The following is a 20,640-nucleotide window of genomic DNA, read 5'->3' on the forward strand; positions in this document are numbered from 1 at the left end:
TTATTTCTTTATACTCTTCACGAAATCTCTTTGAAATTGAGAGTCGGGATTCATTTCCGTGTCTCCGTTTTGACACATCACGAAATAAGACGAAAGAGGTTGTACTGCAACTGGATGAAGTTTCAGGCGTGAAGGAAATCAAATGTCGTATTCATAACCTGGTGAGCCGATGAATAGTTGGAGGTTTATCTTGTCAGTTGTTTTTTTAGCTGTCTCAATGGCTGGAAATGCGACGTGGTACAATAGTGTTGGAACTGGCAATTGGATCAATGATACTTCCTGGAATGGAACTGGTTATCCGGTCAACGGCGATGGCGCAGAAATAAACTCAGGCCACGTAATTACCTATGATGGCAATTTAATTTGGACCTCATCCCAAATCTCAGTCGAGTCCGGGGGGAAGCTCATTGTCAATGGTGACCTTACCATTAGCAATTCCGCAAATCTATATATAAAAGCTGGGGGGGTACTTGAAGTTACCGGCACCGTTTACCTCCAAAACACATCGTTATCAATCGGAGAAAGCAGCCAATTAAGCGTGGAAGGCGATCTTTCTGTCGCGAAAAATTTGGATGTTGGTTCTTCTGCTATTGTCAATGTGGGCAACTCACTGATTATTGGTGGCAATTTGAATAATAGTGGGGAAGTTGTGGTTGAGGACGATCTTGATGTTACCGGACAAACAAACAACAAGACTTCCCAAACAATGCTTGATGTCGGTGGGGATTTCCATTCCGGAGGAAATCTTAATAACAGCGGTACTGTGGTCGTTGACGGCGATTTAACACTAAATACCATAAGCGATGCTGATTTGAATGTGAATTCGGGATTGGTAGTTGTTAATGGAGATCTTACCAAAAGTGGCAATATTGCTGTCTCTCCAGGTTCCGATATTATTGTTGTCGGCACCTTTTATTCAGAAGGGGGGAATACCTGGATCCAAAATGGTGCTGATTTTTATGTTTTTGGAACAAGCAATTGCTCAGGTTCCAACTGCTCTTTGATACAAGATTATACAGATTGGGAGAGCGATGGCAACCAGGGCGGGCAATACGTCATTTATAGCCCGCCTGCATATTGCTCGGGCAATGCGGTTGCCGTTGTTTCCTTTACTGGTGTGCCAGATTCAGGTGATGCTGTGGGTGCGCCTGACAATAATGGATCCCAACTGCATGAAACAAACGACGGGGTCACATTAGACATTGCTGGGGGCAATATTTTACTTGCGGGAGGCACAGTTGATGCCCGATGGCGCAGGAGTTCAAACAATGCAACTCAAATTCGGGTCGAAATTTCAGTCGATGGATCAGCATGGACTGAAGTTGCTACCTATACAATAAATACTCAAAACACCTGGCTTACACAAACTATTCCATTAAGTATAGATACCCGATTTATTCAATTTACAAGTGTCAATGGCTGGGACTTGGACCTGGATGCTGTTTCATATAATACTCCTTGTAGATTAAGTGATCCGCTTGAGATTACGACGACGCATACTGATATTTCCTGCGTGGGTCAAAATGATGGTGAGATTAACGCCTCCGGCTCTGGCGGACAATCACCATATCAATACAAACTCAATGCTGGTTCATACCAATCATCAGGAACATTCACAGGTTTGGCTGCCGGAAATTATACTGTCTGGATGAAGGATGCGTCCGGTACAGAAATATCAACGCTCCTAACAATCAACCTTCCAGCCATTCCTCCCGATGATCAAAACTCAGCCGGCAACGACTCTTGGGTTGGGCATTTCTACAAGCGAGCTGATGCAACAGCCTCAGCCCCTAGCGATGCCAATGCTTTTGCCAGATACCTTGGAAACAGGACAATGACAGAAACCTTTGACCAGAGTTTCAATGAGGCAGGCTCTTGTTTCCCCTTAAATTCAAATGGCACTTTTCATTGCAGTGTTTACACAGAGTATTTTGCAGTGAAGTATAGAATGAATTCCACCAGAACCGGAATTTATGTAGCCGACATGGGTAGCGATGACGGTATTCGCTTGACCGTGGACAACGTAAAGGTATTTGACAATTGGAAACAGCGAGGTTATGTAGTGGATCAGAAAATATTGTTTGAACTGACAGGAAGAAGCAGCCTTTTATATGAGTATTATGAAAGTGGTGGGGGTAACCGGGTTTCTTTTCAAAATTTGACCAAAGTACCCAACAACCTGACCAACGGGGTCTCCCAAACCCTATGTCAGGGAGCTTCAACCACTCCAATCACAGCGAATGATTCTTATACGGAGGCCCCTATTTCCAGCATTGGCAGTTATACCGTCACATACCAATGGCAGCAAGCTTCCTCAGCTGAAGGCCCCTGGACAGATATTGACGGAGCGAACACTCAAAATTATACGCCTGTCGCTGATTCTCCTGGCACCTTTTATTTCAGGAGAGAACTTACAGTTTCAAAGGCAAACGCGGGTCTCGTCTCCATTCCGGTAACCGCGACTGATTTTTCGGATATCGCCACCGTAACAGTGAGCCCTCTCCCTGCAGCTGCCGGAACTATTTCCGGCCCATCTTCAGTCAACGATGGGGAAAGTGGCATCGCTTATTCAGTTCCTGTTGTTACCGGGGCTGATAACTATGCCTGGTCTTATTCGGGAACAGGAGCCACTATTAACGGTACAACAGAAAATATAACCATCGATTTTGCTCCAGGTGCCACCTCAGGCATGCTTACGGTTTATGCTACAAACGCTTGCGGAAACGGGGGTGCATCAGCCAATTTTCCGATAACAGTTAGTTCAGCAACCCCAGGCATTACTGTGTCTCCCATTTCGGGACTAGAAACTACAGAAGCCGGAGGACAAGCCAGCTTTACTGTTGTTTTGGATACACCCCCAACAAATAATGTATCCATCACAATTGAATCATCAGATATCACTGAAGGCACAACAGACAAATCGGTTCTGAATTTCGACGATTCAAATTGGAATATTCCGCAAACGGTTACAATAACCGGGGTAGACGACCCTGACGAGGACGGAAATATTTCTTACACTGTGATTCTAAATGCTGCGTCAAGTGATGATTTGAATTATCACGGCATTAATCCTGATGACGTTGCCGTAACTAATATCGACGATGAAATTCCGTTGTCAATTACCTGTCCCGAAGATCAAGTTGGCAGTGTAGATGCTAGTTGTAATTTTGCCATGCCCGATTTTACCGGCATGGCGGTCATTGAAGGCGGTCAGGGAACGGTTGTCGTAAGCCAGTCCCCCTTGCCGGGAACAAGTATCACTGCCAATACAACTTTTACTTTGACTGCTACGGACGAATCAGAAACGTCTGTTTCTTGCTCGGCAGAGCTTACTTTAATTGATGAAATTCTTCCATTGGTGACCTGTCCTGGAAACCAAAGCATCAATGCCAATGCCAATTGCGAGGCTACCTTGCCTGACTATACAAGTTTGGTAAACGCCACCGACAATTGCGGCCAACCATTGACCATCATTCAATATCCTGCTCCCGGATCAATTATCTCGGCAACCACTGCCGTTACTATATCTGCTACGGACGATTCAAACAATACCGGCTCTTGCGAGTTTTCGGTAATTTTAAACGACGTTACTGCCCCTTTAATTAACTGTCCGGCAAACCAGACGATTGAAGCGGACGCTTCATGCGATGCCGTATTGCCTGACTACAGGAGTCTGGCTGTGGTAACCGACAATTGCGACGATACCCCGACTGTTACACAGGAACCCGCTCCGGGAACAATAATTAGCGGAATCACGACTGTCGTTTTAACCGCTACAGACGAAGCAGGAAATTCACCAAGCTGTAGTTTCCAGGTCAGTGTTGCTGATAATGAACCCCCAATAATTGCATGCCCCGAGCCCATAACCGTCGGCAACGATCCCTATATGTGCTCTGCTGTAATTACCGATTTGGGCACACCTGTCGCAGATGATAACTGCGGGGTGGCCTTCATTACCAATGACGCGCCTCCGATTTTCAATGTGGGACAAACAACCGTGACCTGGACCGTGACCGACGTCAATGGGAACAGTAATACTTGCGAGCAATTAGTGACGGTAGTCGATGATGAAGCGCCATTGATCAGTTGCTATGATAATGAGATTGTTTATGTACCTACGTCATTTAATTCCATTGACTATCCTTTTAACGAAACGTTTTTTGACGACAATTGTGCAGTAACTGATTTTGTTTGGACTATGTCCGGAGCTACCACACGAAGTTCTTCATCCAGTGGAATCAATCCCTTAGGTGAACAAAGTCTGAATGTGGGGACAACAACCATTCAAATTATGGTTAGAGATGGAGCTGGAAATGAAACGGATTGCTCGTTTAATATTAATGTAGAACAAGTTGACGATCCAACTGCAATTTGTCCGGGAGATATTTACCTTGGATGCAATCCTTCAGATTTTCCCGCAAATTTAGGTGAGATGAATTATTATATGGAAGCTGGATGGGAGCTTTACTCGGAAACATCCGTTTTAGGCAATGAGACGGCTGTTTCCGGGGCAGATTGTGTTTATGAGCGGACCAGGACCTATACCGCTACTTTTCGATTTTACTGGTGGATTTTTCACTTGGACACCAAGGTAATAACCTGTACCCGCACCTACACCTACAAAAAGGACACAGAGGCGCCAAGTTTGTCCGGCGTTCCGCCTGATGCTACGGTAGAATACAACAACATTCCAACAGCTCCAACAGTTACCGTTAGCGACAATTGCGATGCCGGGACAAGCCTGACCTATTCTCAATCTTCAACACAAAACCCTGATGTCAACCATTCAGGTCATTATAATTACACCATCACGCGGACATGGGAAGCAATTGATGACTGCGAAAATACAACAACCAGCAGCCAGGTAATTACCGTTCAGGACACACAGGCTCCCCAGATTACTTGTCCCGATAATGTTGAGGAAGCTGCAGGTCCAGGGATTTGTACCCGCCAATTAACAATTCCCAACCCAGTGGTTTCGGACAATGGCAAGTTGCAAAGCCTGACCTGGACCATGTCGGGGGCGACGGAAGCAAGCTCCCCGACAACCGGAATAAATTATCTAGGTCAACAATTATTCAATCCGGGCGAAACATCAGTTACTTATACGGCAACAGATGTTTCAGGCCGAACGAGCACCTGTTCTTTTACCGTTGCTATTCTTGATGAAGAAGCACCTCTGGTGAATTGTCCTGTTGGAGTTACCGCCTCGTGTGTCAAGGATATTCCTCTCCCGGCAACTACCCTAGCCGAATTTATTGCGCTGGGCGGAACTGTTTCTGATAATTGCACCACGAATGATAACTTGATATTTTCATGGGAGGACGATGTCACTGACAAGAAGGATGCGATCAACCCCTGTGAAGTGGTACGAACCTATACCATTACCGATGAATCCGACAATGTGGCAAGCTGCACGCAAACCTTTACCATTTCTGATGCGACTGCACCTGTGATTGTGGATTGCCCGGACGACATCACCGATTCAGCCGATGAAAATTGCGAAAAAATACTCACCATTGCTGCTCCAACCAACTTTACAGATGGTTGTGGTTTTGGCGATGTAACGGTTTATCATGCTTACACCATTGATGGAAGTTTGATTGAAGCAGCAGGTGGCATTTTGGACATCGCTTTTCCAAAAGGAACCACCATCATCACCTGGAGCTTTGAGGATGAATGTGGAAACACAGGAACATGTGAGCAGGCCATTACTATCGAAGATAACACCGCGCCAACGGCCAGCTGCCCTGTCAGCCAGCAACTGGATGCTGAAGGTAATTGCTCCGCTTTACTAGTGGACTACACCACTTTATTGATTGGCTTAAACGATAACTGCGACGCCGATCCAACGGTTACGCAAAGACCTGTAGTGAATACCGAAGTGTTTGCCGATACCGAAATCTGGCTGATTTATGCCGATGAAGACGGCAACCAAGACTCGTGCAGTTTTATGGTCAACCTGACCAACCTGGCCCCGCTCGAAATCTCCGAAATGATTTACGACGAGAACCAGTCGGGCGAAGGCGCGGTAGGCTCGGGACAAAAACCGTTTATCACCTCCACCCACCCGTACGAAATTGACCGGGATGAAGCCGCCCCCGAGGACTACACTTACACCTGGCTGGTACTCGATCAGTCGGGAACCGATGTTGAGCCTGACATCAGCTTCCCGGACAGCAATCCGCGCCATGCGGTTATTCCCTTCTCAGAAAATTACTTTACCGAAGGCGAAACCTACACCATTCGGGTAATCAAAGAACAGCTCACAGGCAATTGTTCGGCTGTTTTCGAACTGGACATTGAGGTGCAGGAAACCGATTTTAACTCCGGTGTTGAGCCCTTGGGTCCCACCTGTCAGGATGGGGGAACAGGCGCGCCCACCGTTGTTTTTTGGGATGTGGATTTTACCGGCGGCGTGGAGCCTTACGCCTTTGAGTTTAGCATTTCGGATGACATAGATGGCTGCACGGGAAAAGTTTCAAATTTATTTACCAATGATTCAGAATCGATCGTGACCACTGAACATTGTGATGCAACTTATGCCGTGGCCGTTACCAAAGAGTCGGGTGCACCGGCCGTGCAGATCGCCTTTACCTTTATCAGCGAAGCCGGAGTGGACAAAGATTTTAACCTGACGATTCAGTCGGCCACCGACCATTTTAGCATTACCAAACAAACCATTAATAACGACGAAAGTGACAACGTAACCCTCTGGGGTGTTCCAAACACCTCCGACATTGAAACGGATTAATTAACAACAAGATAGATGACAAATTAATTTTTAAATTTTAACCTTTAAATTTTTATACAATGAAAAAGTTTTTTACTCTTTTGAGCCTGTTCCTCGTAATGGGCATGAGCGCCAATGTGATGGCGCAAACTGATTCTGGTACCACTCCTTTTGTAGGGAGTGAGCATGATTATTCTGTTACTCAGAATGGAACTAATACTTATTTATGGGATGTTACTAGTGATGTTGCCGGTGAAAATTCTGTAGTACCCTCTGTTGCAACATTGTCAGCGACAACGGGCAATTCTATTTCTATTACATGGGTAAATCCTGTGGTATCAAGCACTACGACATATTATGTGCATGTGATAGAAAATGACGGAAGTTGTACCAATAGAAAAGTATTAGCTGTTCAGCCTCAAAATGCATTTGAGATGGACATTGTTTCAATTGATGGCGATTTGACCCCGCTTATTGTTGGAAATAAGGGAACTTATTGTGCTGCTGACGTAGCTGTTCTAGGCTGGAATCAAACCAATGCTACCACTTTGTCGGATGCTCAAGATTTCAATTATGATTACGGAACTACCTATCTTTATTATCGGATTGAAGCTAAGGGAATTAATTTAGCAACAACCTCTTGGAAGCCCTCATTGCTATTTAGCAATACAAATGTAGCAGGATCTGATATTACTGCAACATGGGGAACAACTGCGCCTTCAGGAGTAGGACCACAATCAGGCTATACTAGTTTTGCTGTAAGCACATCCACGGCAACTGAAATATCTGTGCCGACTGACAACCAGTATATATACATTGAAGTTGCTGTTGATAACAATACGACCAATGAGACTGGGAATGAAGGCACATCGGCTCAAAATATTGAAATCAGCTTAACGGGTATGGACGGCAACAACAATGGCGTTACTCAAATCAATGGTACTAGTGATGTTGATGATGATATAGCAACAAATGACATCAGTGCTCGTCCAAATACAAGCCAAATTACTACAGACAACTAATCAACCTTCATAGCAAGATTGGTTAAGTGAAAAATAGCATCCTGTTGATAATCTTATCTTTGGCGGTCACCTATGTGGCCGCACAGGATGCTATTTCCCCTTTTGTGGGGGCCAGTCACAACTACCAGGTCGATGAGCATGCCGGCAACGACTATGAGTGGCAGGTTTATAAAGACCTTGTTCCGCTAACACCGGCCAATCCGGCCGACTATCAATTTTTAAGTTCAAAAAACTCCTCTTCTGTTGACATTCAATGGCTGTCCGAAGGGGTTTACTTCTTAATGGTGCACGAAAGCGATCCTGACGGTTGCAGCAACCTGAAAGCACTTCGTCTCGAAGTCATTTCCGGTGGCCAACGAGGATTCATCGTTTCGAATGCCACCACCAGCCAATGTTACCAGGAAGGTGCCAATGACTTGACGGTTGACCTTCAGTTTTTTGATGCCCAGGGCGACTTATGGGCTGCCGATCGTTTTCCGGTTACGGTTTCGTTCGCTGTCAATGGCAGGCCGCAAGCACCTCAAACCGTCACTTATTTCAACCAGCAAATCCTGATCAGCAACGAAAGTTTTACAGCTGATCCCACCCAAAACACCAGCATCACCGTCCAGCTGACGGAAGCGACTGATGCCCAAAATCAGACCATTCAAGCCCGCGAGGGACAAAATATTCAGAGCACAACGATTTTGTCGTTGCCCGAAATTTCATTCAACACCAACGAAGCCCAGCTGGCCTTTGGCTCCATTTCAAGCTATTCGGCTCAAGGTCCTTCCAACTACCGCTATCACTGGTCAGTGCTCAGGCCCGATGGAACCATCCTGGAGCTCAGCTCCGAAACGAGCACCACCGAGTCCATCAACTGGAACCAAGCAGGCGCGCATGTGCTCAGCGTGCAAGCCACCAATGCAACAGGATGCCAAACTGCCGTACTATCCAAAACCGTTGTGGTGACACCGCCCGATGACCGGCCGATTGCCCTGATTGTAGAAGAAAGCCTGCAAACCGGAAGCTGTGTCCCCATCCAGCTCGATGCCTCGGGCAGCACCGGGCAGGGCGAACTGTCCTTTTCGTGGACACCCACGACTGGCTTGGATGATCCGGCCAGTCCGCGCCCGACATTCACACCGGGAAGCTCAGCCACCTACACGGTAACAGTAACCGACAGCCAGGGCCAAACAGCCTCGGATGCCGTCCGGGTTGAAGTGATCGATCCGCCACTGCTTGTTATCAACAAACAAGTGTTTGTCAACAATCCTACCGATGTCATTTTGCTCGATGCCTCGGCCAGCACCGGACAAAACCTAAGGTTCAACTGGCGTTCCGCAGGCGAGGGTTTAATCATTGCCGGCTCGCAAACCGCCACGCCGCAAGTGTCAGGACTGGGCAAATATTACGTGGAAGCGATAGACCAGTTTGGCTGCACCGCGCGCGACTCAGTCACGGTTGGACTGCTGGTGCAGGTAACCGCCATCGACGATGCCATTGGCGTGCGGGTAAACACCTATGCCGACATCAACGTGCTGCGAAACGACAAACCGCAAGGGCAGCTCGATCCCGAGTCGGTTAGCATTGTGTCGCCGCCCAGTCATGGTTTTGCCACCATCACTTCCGACTCCATCATCACCTACACCCCCGACCAGTTTTATGTGGGGCACGATGAGTTTATTTATGCGGTGTGCGATTATTCCAACCGCTGCGACGAAGCCACCGTGCTGGTGCGCGTAAGCGACGAGGCCCTGTTTGTGCCCAACGCCTTTTCGCCCAATGGCGATGGACTGAATGACTACTTCGAAATTGTTGGCATTGGAAGCTACGAGCGGGTGAGCCTGAAAATCTTTAACCGCTGGGGGAATTTGGTCTACGAATCGGAAAACTACGGGCCCGGAGGCGATGGTTTCTGGGATGGAAAAGCTACCCGCGGCATTCGAACCGGCAACGGGGAAATGCCCACCGCAACCTACTACTACACCCTCGACCTGGGCCGGGGCAACGAAAAACTAAGCGGATTTATTTATTTGGATCGATAGCGGAACTTGCTTTTTGTTTTTATCCCACGACGCGAAAGGATGCGCGCGGGAGCTGGGGGATAAGTGTTAACCAGTTGTTGTCTAGTCAAGAAGATTATCAATCTGCAATTTCAAGGTAGGTAAATGTCTCACAATCGTTCCCCAGATAATCTCATTATCAATTTTATCGTAACCATGGATCACGCGATTGCGCATACTAATGATCTGTCGCTTACTCGTTATCTCAATACTTGAATCTAATTTTTCTATTCTACTCATTGCCTCTCCAATAATCTCAAATTCTCTTTCCACCGCTCTTCTTAGCATCTTATCTCCCATGTAAGATTTAAAATCACGTTTATCACCGAGATATTTTTGAATTGAATCAATTGATTCCTGAATATCAAACAAATATTTTTTGATCTCAACGTCCATATATCAGGGTCTTTGTTTGGTTCACGGTATGAATAAAATAGGGGTTTGATAACGATTTGTCAGTTACTAAGTCAACAGGGCGTTGAAATAGATTCTCAAATTTATCCGCCAATTCAAAATAGGTGTCAGCATAATCGCCATAATCCATCGGCTTAAACGAGACTAGTAAATCAATATCACTTTTGTCGTTAAAATTGCTTGTGCAAACCGAGCCAAAAACAAATAACGACGCTACGTTATGTGTCTCGCACAACGATTTGATTCTTTCAATATTATCGGATATTAGACGCTGCATATCAATGTTTTGTACAAATCTAAAATTAAAGTTCAAGATTCACAAGTGCCAGATTACAATTGGTTATCACATTTTACGATAGGAAACAGTTGGGTTTTCCGGCTGTATCCTTGTTCGTCGACAAGAAAGTTGGAGCGAACCTACTACTACACCCTCGACCTGGGCCGGGGCAACGAAAAACTAAGCGGATTTGTTTATTTGGATCGCTAGCAGAACTTGCTTTTTGGTTCACTTCCGACCACGCGACAGGATTTGAGCGGGAGCTGTGGTCTACGCGATTGTAGCCTGTGGTGATTTTCACTCAATGATATCACCAGGAGTCATTCTGTCAATGCCCTCAATATTGAAATCCTTATCAAACGTTACGATGGCCATCTCATATTTTTGAGAAATAGTCAATTGATAAGCATCATCAAAATCAAGTTCATATTTTTCTATATTTGAAATTATATCGACAAAATCATGCGGGTCAAGTGATATTTGCTCGATCAATCCATTAAAGAACAAGTCATTTACAAATTGATCAAGTGTGTCGAGTTTTTTTAGTCTAGACAATATTACTCCGATCGAGTGTAATGCAAAATCACTTATAAAAATTTGGTCAAGGGGAACGGTATCAAGGAATTTAGAAACGATATCTGATTTGTCTTGATCTAATAATCTCTCAAGCCAGATATTTGTGTCAACAAGGTATCTTACTTTTGTCTCCAATCAAGTGCTTTTTTTTGTAATTCAATCGAATTGTAACTCTCTCCTTTTAATCCGCCAGCCCAATTTTGAGTTAATTTCCTTGACTTCTTAGCCACCCTTTTATTGATCAAATAGTCTAAATAATGGTCTAATTCGTCAATCAAATCAGGGGTTAATTGATTTATCTTTGTTTCTATTTTTTTTATCGTCGTCATATCACAAATGTACAAAAAATCAAAAATCTATCAAGTGCTCATATTTTTTGAAAACGAATGTTTCTTGCCGCTGCCATGCGATTGCATCGTGTGCTGCTTCGATTTGCAAGTACTTTGCTTATTAATCCCACCACGCGAAAGGATGTGCGCGGGAGCGGTGGAAAGGACTCGCGTTGGAGCTGAGGCATTATTTCTCTGCCGAAATAGTTTTTTCCTCTAAAATATCTGTTGAGAATAAAAGAGTATCATATTTAACTATGATGCCATTTTCCATTAAATCAGGAAAGCTTAATGGACTTGAAGATGTCTTGAATGAACTGTAATTTATAGAATTAGAGCATTTTTGCTCATAGTTCGTTAATCTTCCAATGTTGCTGTTGTCATTCATCTTAGTGCAAATTTAGTTGTTTTCTTCATATTTCCAACTTTCAAAATTCATCTGATTCTCTATTGTTGAACGTACAATAGGAGGCAAGGGAGGATGTTGGTTAATTGTTTGTGTTGTTTTTGTCAGTTCACCTTCTGATAAATAAACATGTGTGCCACCTTCTATACTTTCAATTAATACTCGTCTGCATGAATATTTAACTTTTACTTCATTTCCTAGCTCTATATTTACATTAAAAGGAGATAATAGTTTCAGTTCATTTCTAATATCTTCAAAAATCTCCTTTAATTTTTGATATTGCTCATCATTGGGTTTTTCTACAGTTAAACCTAATTCATCTCTTGCTTCATTTCTATAAATTGCATAATCATGACTGCCGGAATCACTACATAAGAACGCAACAATTTTATCAATTTTCTCTTTTTGGTCTGCTCCAAGTTGCTTTTGTAATAATTTTCTTGCAACCATTTGAATTTGAGTTCTCGAACGATAGACATTTCCCAAAACTAGAGGATGGACTTTTTCTGATAAACTAAGTAAAACATCCTTAAGATTATCTTCATTTTTTAATTTAAGTTCTTGCTTTGCAAGTTCAAAAAAACCTTGAATTGACTCAACGCTGACAGGAATTCTCGCTTGAGGATTTTGAGGAACTTGCGGGTTTTGGGGATTTAACGGACTATTTAGAGATGGATCAATTGGACCAAGTGTAGCTTGCTTGGTCATCATTATTTTATCAGCACCTAAACTTATGATTGTACCAGAGCTTCTTGCTTTTGACGGAATTATAACTTCAAATTCATCACAAAATTGTCGAATAAGATTTACTAAACTCCACGCAGCCATTGTATCTCCTCCACGAGTATAAAGCAATAAACTAATTTTGGGGACTTTATTAATTTTGTCGAGATGTTCCGAAAAATAATCTAAAACATCTGTAGCAATTTGTGTTTCCATTCCTGGCCTATCGCCAGTTATGTAAACCATCAGTTTCGATTGGCGATCTTCTTCCAACCATTTGTAATTTTCGATTCTTTCTTTCAGCATAGTGTTTTTATTAGGTTAATTCGTAATGCCCCACAACGTTCCGCTTTTTATCTCCCGAATTTATACTTCATTTTTAAATCTGTTTTCAATTAAATTCATTTGGTCAGTTATCTCGCTTGGCTTAGTATTTTCTTGTTTTCTTTTTGAATGTCCAAAAAACAACGATAGTATTCCCGCTAAAATAAAAATTGTAAAAAATCCCCAAATTGATATTTTATAGATGTCCTTTGTAAAATCAGAGGTTAATCCTGTTACCAAACAAGAAATCCCTGCTCCGATTAAAAGAAATCCAATAGAGTCAAACCATTGAAAACTAATCTCAATATTTGATACTTTATCTTTGATAAAATTCCATTCGTGGACAAAAATTGGGTATGCTTTACTTTTTTCTGGTGGAATTAATTCGTATTCCTGAGATATTTGAAAATTACCACTACTCATCACCGCCCTCCTTTTCATTTTCGTTTACTTTCTTCGGTTGAGTAACGGCTCCTGATAACAACGCATTCACTAAAACTGTGTTTCCACAATTCATACAAGTAACAGGGACGACTGGAACAATAGGAACATTACCAATCACCATATTTCCGTCATTATATTCTCTCAATTCATATACTGTATCAGAAATATTCCACTGTCCGTGATTACAAAGTGGGCATTTCACTTGTCCCCATTTTCCATTAAGGTGATTAATTAATTTTTGAGTGTCAATTTTCTTTTTTTCCATATGCATATTGTCCTAAACTTATTTTCTTTCAACTCGCTTCTATCTCCACCAAACCTATCTTACATCTCCATCTCAGGTGTGGTTTGTAACTTTCCGACCTGATATCCCCCATTCCAAACCAAATTCTCCGGCTTACTTTCCAAGCATTAAATAAGGGTCCGAGCTTATTGCCGGACCCTTATCGACTAGTAAATAGAACAGGATATGTTCTTCCCCATTATTTTAGTTATCCACAATCACCCGGGCGGCCAGGTAGCCGTTGTAAAAGTTGGGATCGCGGCGTTTAAAGATTTTCATCACCTTGTCCAGCTTGTTGTTGAGGATGTCGCTGGCTTCGGAAAAAAGTTGTTCCAGGCTTTGGGTGGCCTGCGCCGACTCAATCTGGTAGGCCCGGGGCATTCCGTTCAACTGCAGAAAGTTATCCAGGTCTGCTTTCAAATCGTCAACTTGCTCCACCGTGACACCGTACTCAGCCTGCAACACGTCCAGGTGCGCTTCGGCTTCCCTGATGATCTCCTGGTTTTTGGGAATAAACTCAAGGTTGGTCAGCCGGTGAATATCCGAGAAAGAATCTTTCATTCGGCTCTCCAGTGCCAAATCTCCGGATACGGCCCCCATCGATTCCAGGGCATCGTTTAAAATATCGCCCTTGAGGGCAATGGCGTACTTCAATTCTTTTTTGCTTTTGCCGAGAAACACCTGGGCGGCTTGCTGCGCCTCCTGAGATTGCTCAATTTGCTGGTTAACGGTGTCGAGTTGATTTTTAAACTCACCGACTTTGGGGATCGCAGTCCATTTGTCAACATTTCGGTCCAAAAAGTTGATCACCGAGTCCTGCATTTCCTTGTGGTTGATCTGTCTTTTATTCATGGTAGTTTGGGTTAATTGATTATGCTAGTTACGAAAAATAAATTTAGATGGCAAACATTGGTTTATTTAAAGAAAACATCAAACTGTAATTTAAATTCATTCTAATTAACTGGAGGGGTTTCGTTTCAGTAAACAGTTACGGTGCCTATCGATGAGTATTCATTTGTGTGCTGCGGGTTTGCCGGATATTCAACGGTTGTTGCAGTGCAGTCAGGGGCTGTTGCAGTTCTGTCAGCAGCTATTGTTGTGTCGTTAGGACTTGTTGCAACGCTGTCAGGGGTTGTTGCAGGACTGTCAGCGGTTGTTGCAATACAGTCTGTGCTTATTGCAGTACTGCTAGGGGCTGTTGCAGTGCTGTCAGGGGTTGTTGCAATGCTGTCAGGGGTTGTTGCAGTACTGTCAGGGGTTGTTGCAATGCTGTCAGCGGTTGTTGCAGCTCAGCATGATGCACTCGTTCCGAATTGCCCCGCTGCCGCGCCATGGCACCGTTTGCAACAACGATGGGTAAGCGTTTTGCTATTCATCCCAACAACGCGAAAGGATTCGCGCGGGGGCTGTGCTGGCAACTTATTTTTTTGAATGAACAATGATCCTCCGGTAGCTTGTGAGCTTAGGCTCTCCATTGTCCGTTACTTCACAAATCACGTGAAAATTTTTCCCTGCTGAATCAGCAGGTAGTTTAATTGTGATTTCGGGTGAATTGTTACCAGGAATTGTCAGCGCTTTCTGATAAGTTCCGGCCTCCGTCAATACCCACCATTTAAAGCTTAATTGATCATTTTCGGGGTCGAATGAATTTGAAGCATCCAGGACAATCGATTTCCCTTCTTTCTTTTCAACCGACAGGGACTCAAGGCCACGATTTCCGTTAACGACGACAAGCGGGTTGCGATTTCCCCGACCTTCGGCAGCCCAATCCATCCGGGAGGCAAAATTATTGAAGGTAGCCGGATAAAAATAGGCTTCATACTTGGCACAAATCTGGTTTGCTTTTCCTTCGTGATTGGTGTAAGCAAAAGTAGCGTTGTCGGGTCCCTGGCCCCATTCGAAATAACCACCCCAGCCAACCTGATCAGGAATAAGCGGGTTATTTAGCCCGTTAGGCATGACATGCAGAAATGAAGGCGTGTCGCCCTCAACACCAAACTTATACTTTGGATAGACCTTTCCGAGGTTTCCATGAGTTTGAATGTGGCGGGCATATTCATCCCAATTCTTTTTGCCGGTGCCGTTTTGATATTTCCAGGCACATTCATCCCAAAGAAACATCAGGTCTTTTTCAAACGCGCTGCGCATCCACTGGTGAGCGCTAATGTCATAGGGCGTTCCTTCTTTATACGACCGATCCTGGTCGGTAATGGCGTAGGTTGGTATTTTGTGCAAAAACGTATTTAGTTCCGTTTCCGTTCGTTCTTGCTGAACCTGCCAGATAGCTTGTGCCAAGGTATTTCCACCACCCCAAAGCAGGACCCACACCGGGCGTTCATCGTCTTCATCAGCCAATTGAACAATCAAATTACTTCCGTCTGAACGATTGTCGTTGCCAATTTGATCCATCCCTCTTTTATTACTGCCAAACATGGTTTGTTTTCGCAAATAGTCGGGGCTGGGCCAATATCCAATCGTCTGTTTGGATTCATCTTCCGCGAAGCTAAGCTGCTCCGATCGCTTCATAAGGTTTGGCAAATCTTTTTCATAGGCATCAATGGCATCGTGAATTAACTGAAAAAAGTCATCGCGGGTTTCATCAAGGCTCCAGCCTGTTGTAAAAATCAATCCTTCAATTTCCAGCATATCAGCGTGAACAAGAAGTCGCACCAACGATTCGCTATCATCGGTTTCCCATGTTGAAACATCGGTAAGCACAACAATGCGTGGTTTTAAAGTTTCCTTTTCCTTCGGATGATGACCAAAAATCTGCAGTGCAATAAATGGGAGAATGAGTGACAATAGGTACTTCAGTTTCATGATTGTTTGTTTAGTAAATCTGACAACAAATGTAAAATCTTTTAAAGCAAAAAAGAATTGAACTTACATTTCAAACCCTCCCTGTTGTTTTACGGAGTGGGAACCAAGGGTGAGCCCTGCATTTGCAAGTCGGGTTCAGCAATCCGCCTGCTATGAAACTGCCACCAAAGAGCATGGCTGACCTGCAGCGCCTGTGCCTGTCATTCCGACACCAATTTTTTTGATCGTTCCATCAGGTCTTTCAAGTCATTTTCTTCGCTTATTGATGCCTTGCCCAGGTTTAATACCATTCTCGCATGGCGAATAATCGCGTTTCTATTCCTTGTGCTTTTTGTGAATTGACTAATTGTGATCAGCGCTTCCATCAACCTGATGATAACAGCTGTACTCCCGGCCGAAAATTGGCGTATTTGATTAAATGCAGCATCCAAAACACCCTCAAAACTCAAGGTAACAGCAATGACCCTTAGGTCTTCTTCGCTATCAAACTGAAAGGCTGATGGAAACTTGACCTGAGCAAGATAAGACATTGTAGCTGTCAGGTTGTCAATGCAGGCTATTGCGGTATAGGGGTCATTTACTCCCGGAGAAAGCGCCCGCGCTGCGATTTCAACCATTTGATGGATGGAGAACTCAAAGTCTTGTTGTGAGGTTCTTGTTGTTCCGATAATAAATTGACTCCTGACTTTTGCAAAGTCATTTTCATTTTTCTTTCCACTGCGGTATATTTTCCCTATTTCAATATTTTCCACGAGGTAATCACCTGGTTTGACCTTTAAGTCGAAAAGCGAATTATCAGCAGTCATCATGCTTAACAATGCGTCACGATCAATATACTGAAGATAGCCGCTCTTTGGCGATTTCACAGAAATGATCGTATCGTATTGAGACTTCACCTTAGCCACTCGAACGCCATTTTCAGCAGCTGATTCCTCCCCCAACTTATCAGGAAAAAGCGTTTTTACTTGTGATGTGATAAATACATGAATATCAGAAATCACTTTATCGGCCTGAATACTGATGGCAATCTGATGGATAAATACAATCAGCAGTATAATGTTAACAACGGCGATGATTATCGCCAAAAAAATAGAAATTGACGGTATGAACGTAAAACCTTCACTTTCTTTTATGGCATTCAGTACGACAAGGCAATACAAATATGTTGATACGTATGCGCCTAACACGACTTGATTCAGACGTATGTACATAAAGTTTTTGATCAATCGTGGACCAAGCTGCGAAGAGGCCAAGGTCAAAGCCACAAGGGTAACTGAAAACACAGTCCCGGCAACTCCAATCATGGCGCCGGATATGGTTGACAAGATACTCCGGGCAGAATCAGCACTGCTCACAAAAAATAACCGCTGAAGACCATCCTGTGATATACTCGTCAACCCGTCCAAATACACAAACCCAATGGCCATAGGGACCGACAGTGTAATGATTAGCACAGGGATAAACCAAAACGAAGCTTTCAGTTCATTCCAAAAAAATTGAATTTTTTTCATATCAACAGACGAGTTTAAAGCAAAAATAAGGAATGTTATCAAACGAAACTTCAGAACAAATAGAAAAGGCAAGCTTTTCAGCCTGCCTTTTCCTATTTCTTTTTTTTGATTGCTACAACCAACGTAAGTACCCGAAATCTTGCCGGTGTGGCAGGTTCTCGTTTTTGGGGAACATGCGGATGGCATAGTTGTATGCTCCCGGATGTGTAAGGTGAAGGTTGAGTTTGTAGGTGGTCAGTCCATCTTGGCTACCAACCACATCAAACGTTTTGCATTCAATCAGCTCCGGGTCATCACCTCCGCCGTTTTCGGTCATCACAATTTCAACCCCAACTTCATCGGCCGACAAACCTTTCAGGTCGAGCACCACACGTGCCGGGTATTCCTCGCCAATGCGGATGGCATTGGTAATTCCATCAGCAATTTCAAATTCCTTGACTTCAATGTCGTCCCATTTTTCAGCAAGCTTGCTTTTCCAGCCTACAATTTCGCGGGCCAATTTAAAGTCATCGGCTGTTAACCGTGCGCCACGCTCGGCCTGGGGCGCGTAAAAGCGCTCCTGGTAATCGCGTATCATGCGGGTTGTGGTAAAGTTCGGGGCCACCTGGGCCTGCGTTTTCTTGATGTATCCCACCCATTCTTCCGGCACATCATTGGCATTGCGGTCGTAAAAGGCCGGTACAATTTCGTCTTCAAACAGGTTGTAAATGGTTTGTGCGTCCAGCTCGTCCTGAAAGTCCTGCACATCGTAGGAACGCTCCAGGGGCAAAGCCCAGCCGGCACCTTCCTTATAACCTTCCACCCACCATCCGTCCAACACGGAGAAATGCAGGGTTCCGTTCATCACGCCTTTTTCGCCACTGGTGCCCGAAGCTTCCAGCGGGCGGGTTGGTGTATTCAGCCAAATATCAACGCCCTGAAGCAGTTGCTTGGCCAGGTTCATGTCGTAATTCTGCAGGAAGAGGATTTTTCCTAAGAATTCGGGGCGCTTGGAAATTTCAACAATGTACTTAATCAGGTCCTGCCCGGCTTTGTCGGCCGGATGCGCTTTACCCGCAAAGATAAACTGCACCGGACGTTCGGGATTGTTGACAATCTTGGCCAGGCGGTCGAGGTTGCGGAACAACAGGTGGGCCCGCTTATAGGTTGCAAAGCGTCTGGCAAAACCAATGGTCAGCGCGTTCGGATTCAACGAACTCAACACTTCGCTGATCAATTTGGGGCTTTCGTTGCGTTTCACCCAGTTATCGGCAAAGCGTGCCTTGATGTAATCAATCAGTTTTGATCGAAGATCTTGTTTCAGATCCCAGATTTCCTGATCAGGCACCTTATAAATCTTGTCCCACAAGTCAAAATCCAACTGGTTATTGGTAAAATCTTTTCCGAAGTATTTCAGGTGAATGGCTTTCCATTCTTTGGCCGTCCAAGTCGCATAATGTACCCCGTTGGTCACATAGCCAATATTCAATTCTTCGGATAAATACCCTTGAAACAGGGGTTTTAGAATGTGCTTCGACACGTCGCCGTGCAGCATGCTTACCCCGTTGATTCCCTGCGACAGGTTGGCAGCCAAAAAGCTCATATTGAAATGGTCTTCATGTGGCGCCACTTTTCCCAACATGATAAATTCGTCCCAACTCAGGTTAATCTTGGCCGGATAATCTTTCATATACATGGCAAACAAATCCTGGTGAAAAGCATCGTGCCCGGCAGGTACCGGGGTGTGCGTGGTAAACAAGGTTGATGCCCGCACCACTTCTTTGGCTTCGGCATAAGTCAGCTTACTGTCCACCACCAAATTGTGAATTCGTTCCAGCCCAATCATGGCGGCGTGGCCTTCATTACAATGGTAGATATCGGCATCGGCATGGCCCAGCTTGTTTAGGGCGCGAATTCCACCCAAGCCAAGCAGCATTTCCTGTTTCAGCCGGTTTTCGTTGTCGCCGCCATACAAGTGATGGGTGACAAAACGGTCGTTTTCGTTGTTGTCGTCAATATCGGCATCAAGCAAATAAAGGCTGACGGATCCGATCTTCACTTCCCAAACCTGGGCATGCAGGGTACGTCCGGGATATTCAACTTCAATACGCACCCAGTTGCCATCCTTGTCGAATGCCGGCTGCACCGGTATTTTCGAGAATTGCTGGGCTTCGTAATTGGCCATCTGATCGCCCTGCAACGAAATAACCTGCTTGAAATAACCGTAGCGATAGAGGAGTCCCACGGCTACCAGGTCGGCTTTCGAATCGCTGGCTTCTTTCAGGTAGTCGCCCGCCAGAATTCCGAGGCCGCCGGAGAAAATCTTCAGGCTATCGTGCAGCCCATATTCCATACTAAAATAAGCGATTTTGGGGCCTATTTTCTGCTCCCGCTCTTGCTGATATTTTTGAAAACGCTCGTAGATGCTGTCCATTTCCTGAATAAACGACTCGTCGTTTTCCAGTTCTTTAAATCGCTGGTAGCTTACCTGCTCCAGCAAAACGATCGGATTATGGACAGATTCTTCCCATATTTCCTGGTCTATTTTGGCAAATAGCTCACGTGTTTCCGTGTTCCAAACCCACCACAGGTTTTTGCTCAACTCTTTTAGAGGAGCTAGTTTTTCAGGAATGTTTGATTCAACAAACAATTTTTTCCAATTTGGCATATCCACAACAGGTCCTTTTATAAATCTTACACCTTCTGTATTCATCTCCATCAAAATAAATTAAATTACTATAAAAACCAGTTTAG

General features: G+C 44.4%; 15 protein-coding genes. 3 read left to right on the forward strand and 12 right to left on the reverse strand.

Translation table 11 applies throughout. The features are described from left to right. Nucleotides 1–169 precede the first annotated feature (169 nt). The 3 genes from NC99_RS12485 to NC99_RS12495 are packed head-to-tail and all read left to right on the forward strand — an operon-like array spanning nt 170 to nt 9,782. Complete coding sequence (locus tag NC99_RS12485; protein ID WP_082326466.1) at nt 170–6,754, forward strand: HYR domain-containing protein; 6,585 nt, start codon at nt 170–172, stop codon at nt 6,752–6,754. Nucleotides 6,755–6,813: 59 nt separating this feature from the next. Further along, entirely contained in the window at nt 6,814–7,755 is a 942-nt protein-coding gene (locus tag NC99_RS12490) for a hypothetical protein (protein WP_053184171.1), read from the forward strand. Nucleotides 7,756–7,799: 44 nt separating this feature from the next. After that, nucleotides 7,800–9,782: a T9SS type B sorting domain-containing protein gene (locus tag NC99_RS12495; RefSeq protein ID WP_157624857.1), complete on the forward strand. Its 1,983-nt coding sequence runs from the start codon at nt 7,800–7,802 to the stop codon at nt 9,780–9,782. 81 nt (nt 9,783–9,863) lie between these two features. Here NC99_RS12495 and NC99_RS12500 read toward each other — a convergent pair whose 3' ends face one another. The 12 genes from NC99_RS12500 to glgP form a co-directional block, all read right to left on the reverse strand. After that, nucleotides 9,864–10,196: a HepT-like ribonuclease domain-containing protein gene (locus NC99_RS12500; RefSeq protein WP_053184175.1), complete on the reverse strand. Its 333-nt coding sequence runs from the start codon at nt 10,194–10,196 to the stop codon at nt 9,864–9,866. After that, on the reverse strand, nt 10,186–10,491 hold the full coding sequence (locus tag NC99_RS12505; RefSeq protein WP_053184177.1) for a nucleotidyltransferase family protein: 306 nt from the start codon (nt 10,489–10,491) through the stop codon (nt 10,186–10,188). Before NC99_RS12505 ends, NC99_RS12500 begins: the two co-directional genes overlap by 11 nt. 297 nt (nt 10,492–10,788) lie before the next feature. Further along, nucleotides 10,789–11,202 (reverse strand): type II toxin-antitoxin system VapC family toxin, encoded by a 414-nt coding sequence (locus NC99_RS12510; protein WP_053184179.1) that lies wholly within the window; start codon nt 11,200–11,202, stop codon nt 10,789–10,791. Then, nucleotides 11,187–11,396 (reverse strand): DUF2281 domain-containing protein, encoded by a 210-nt coding sequence (locus NC99_RS12515; RefSeq protein WP_053184181.1) that lies wholly within the window; start codon nt 11,394–11,396, stop codon nt 11,187–11,189. The genes NC99_RS12510 and NC99_RS12515 overlap by 16 nt, the downstream gene beginning before the upstream one ends. A gap of 187 nt (nt 11,397–11,583) precedes the next feature. Then, nucleotides 11,584–11,784, reverse strand: coding sequence for a hypothetical protein (locus tag NC99_RS21905; RefSeq protein WP_157624859.1), 201 nt, complete (start codon nt 11,782–11,784; stop codon nt 11,584–11,586). Nucleotides 11,785–11,796: 12 nt separating this feature from the next. Beyond that, complete coding sequence (locus tag NC99_RS12520) at nt 11,797–12,831, reverse strand: SDH family Clp fold serine proteinase (protein WP_053184183.1); 1,035 nt, start codon at nt 12,829–12,831, stop codon at nt 11,797–11,799. 60 nt (nt 12,832–12,891) lie between these two features. Next, complete coding sequence (locus NC99_RS12525) at nt 12,892–13,272, reverse strand: hypothetical protein (RefSeq protein WP_157624861.1); 381 nt, start codon at nt 13,270–13,272, stop codon at nt 12,892–12,894. Further along, a complete protein-coding gene (locus NC99_RS12530) occupies nt 13,265–13,558 on the reverse strand; it encodes a hypothetical protein (RefSeq protein ID WP_053184252.1) in 294 nt (97 codons plus the stop codon). Before NC99_RS12530 ends, NC99_RS12525 begins: the two co-directional genes overlap by 8 nt. A gap of 222 nt (nt 13,559–13,780) precedes the next feature. Next, nucleotides 13,781–14,428 carry a hypothetical protein gene (locus tag NC99_RS12535; protein WP_053184185.1) on the reverse strand — a complete coding sequence of 216 codons (648 nt, stop codon included), beginning with the start codon at nt 14,426–14,428 and terminating at the stop codon, nt 13,781–13,783. Between the two features lie 567 nt (nt 14,429–14,995). Continuing rightward, entirely contained in the window at nt 14,996–16,396 is a 1,401-nt protein-coding gene (locus NC99_RS12545; RefSeq protein ID WP_053184187.1) for a DUF1593 domain-containing protein, read from the reverse strand. Nucleotides 16,397–16,596: 200 nt separating this feature from the next. Next, nucleotides 16,597–17,907 (reverse strand): DUF2254 domain-containing protein, encoded by a 1,311-nt coding sequence (locus tag NC99_RS12550; RefSeq protein ID WP_053184188.1) that lies wholly within the window; start codon nt 17,905–17,907, stop codon nt 16,597–16,599. A 112-nt stretch (nt 17,908–18,019) separates the two neighbouring features. Next, nucleotides 18,020–20,605, reverse strand: a complete 2,586-nt coding sequence (glgP, locus tag NC99_RS12555) for an alpha-glucan family phosphorylase (RefSeq protein WP_053184189.1) — start codon at nt 20,603–20,605, stop codon at nt 18,020–18,022. Between the last annotated feature and the right edge of the window lie 35 nt (nt 20,606–20,640).

The sequence above is a fragment of the Sunxiuqinia dokdonensis genome, assembly GCF_001270965.1.
Lineage (GTDB): Bacteria > Bacteroidota > Bacteroidia > Bacteroidales > Prolixibacteraceae > Sunxiuqinia > Sunxiuqinia dokdonensis.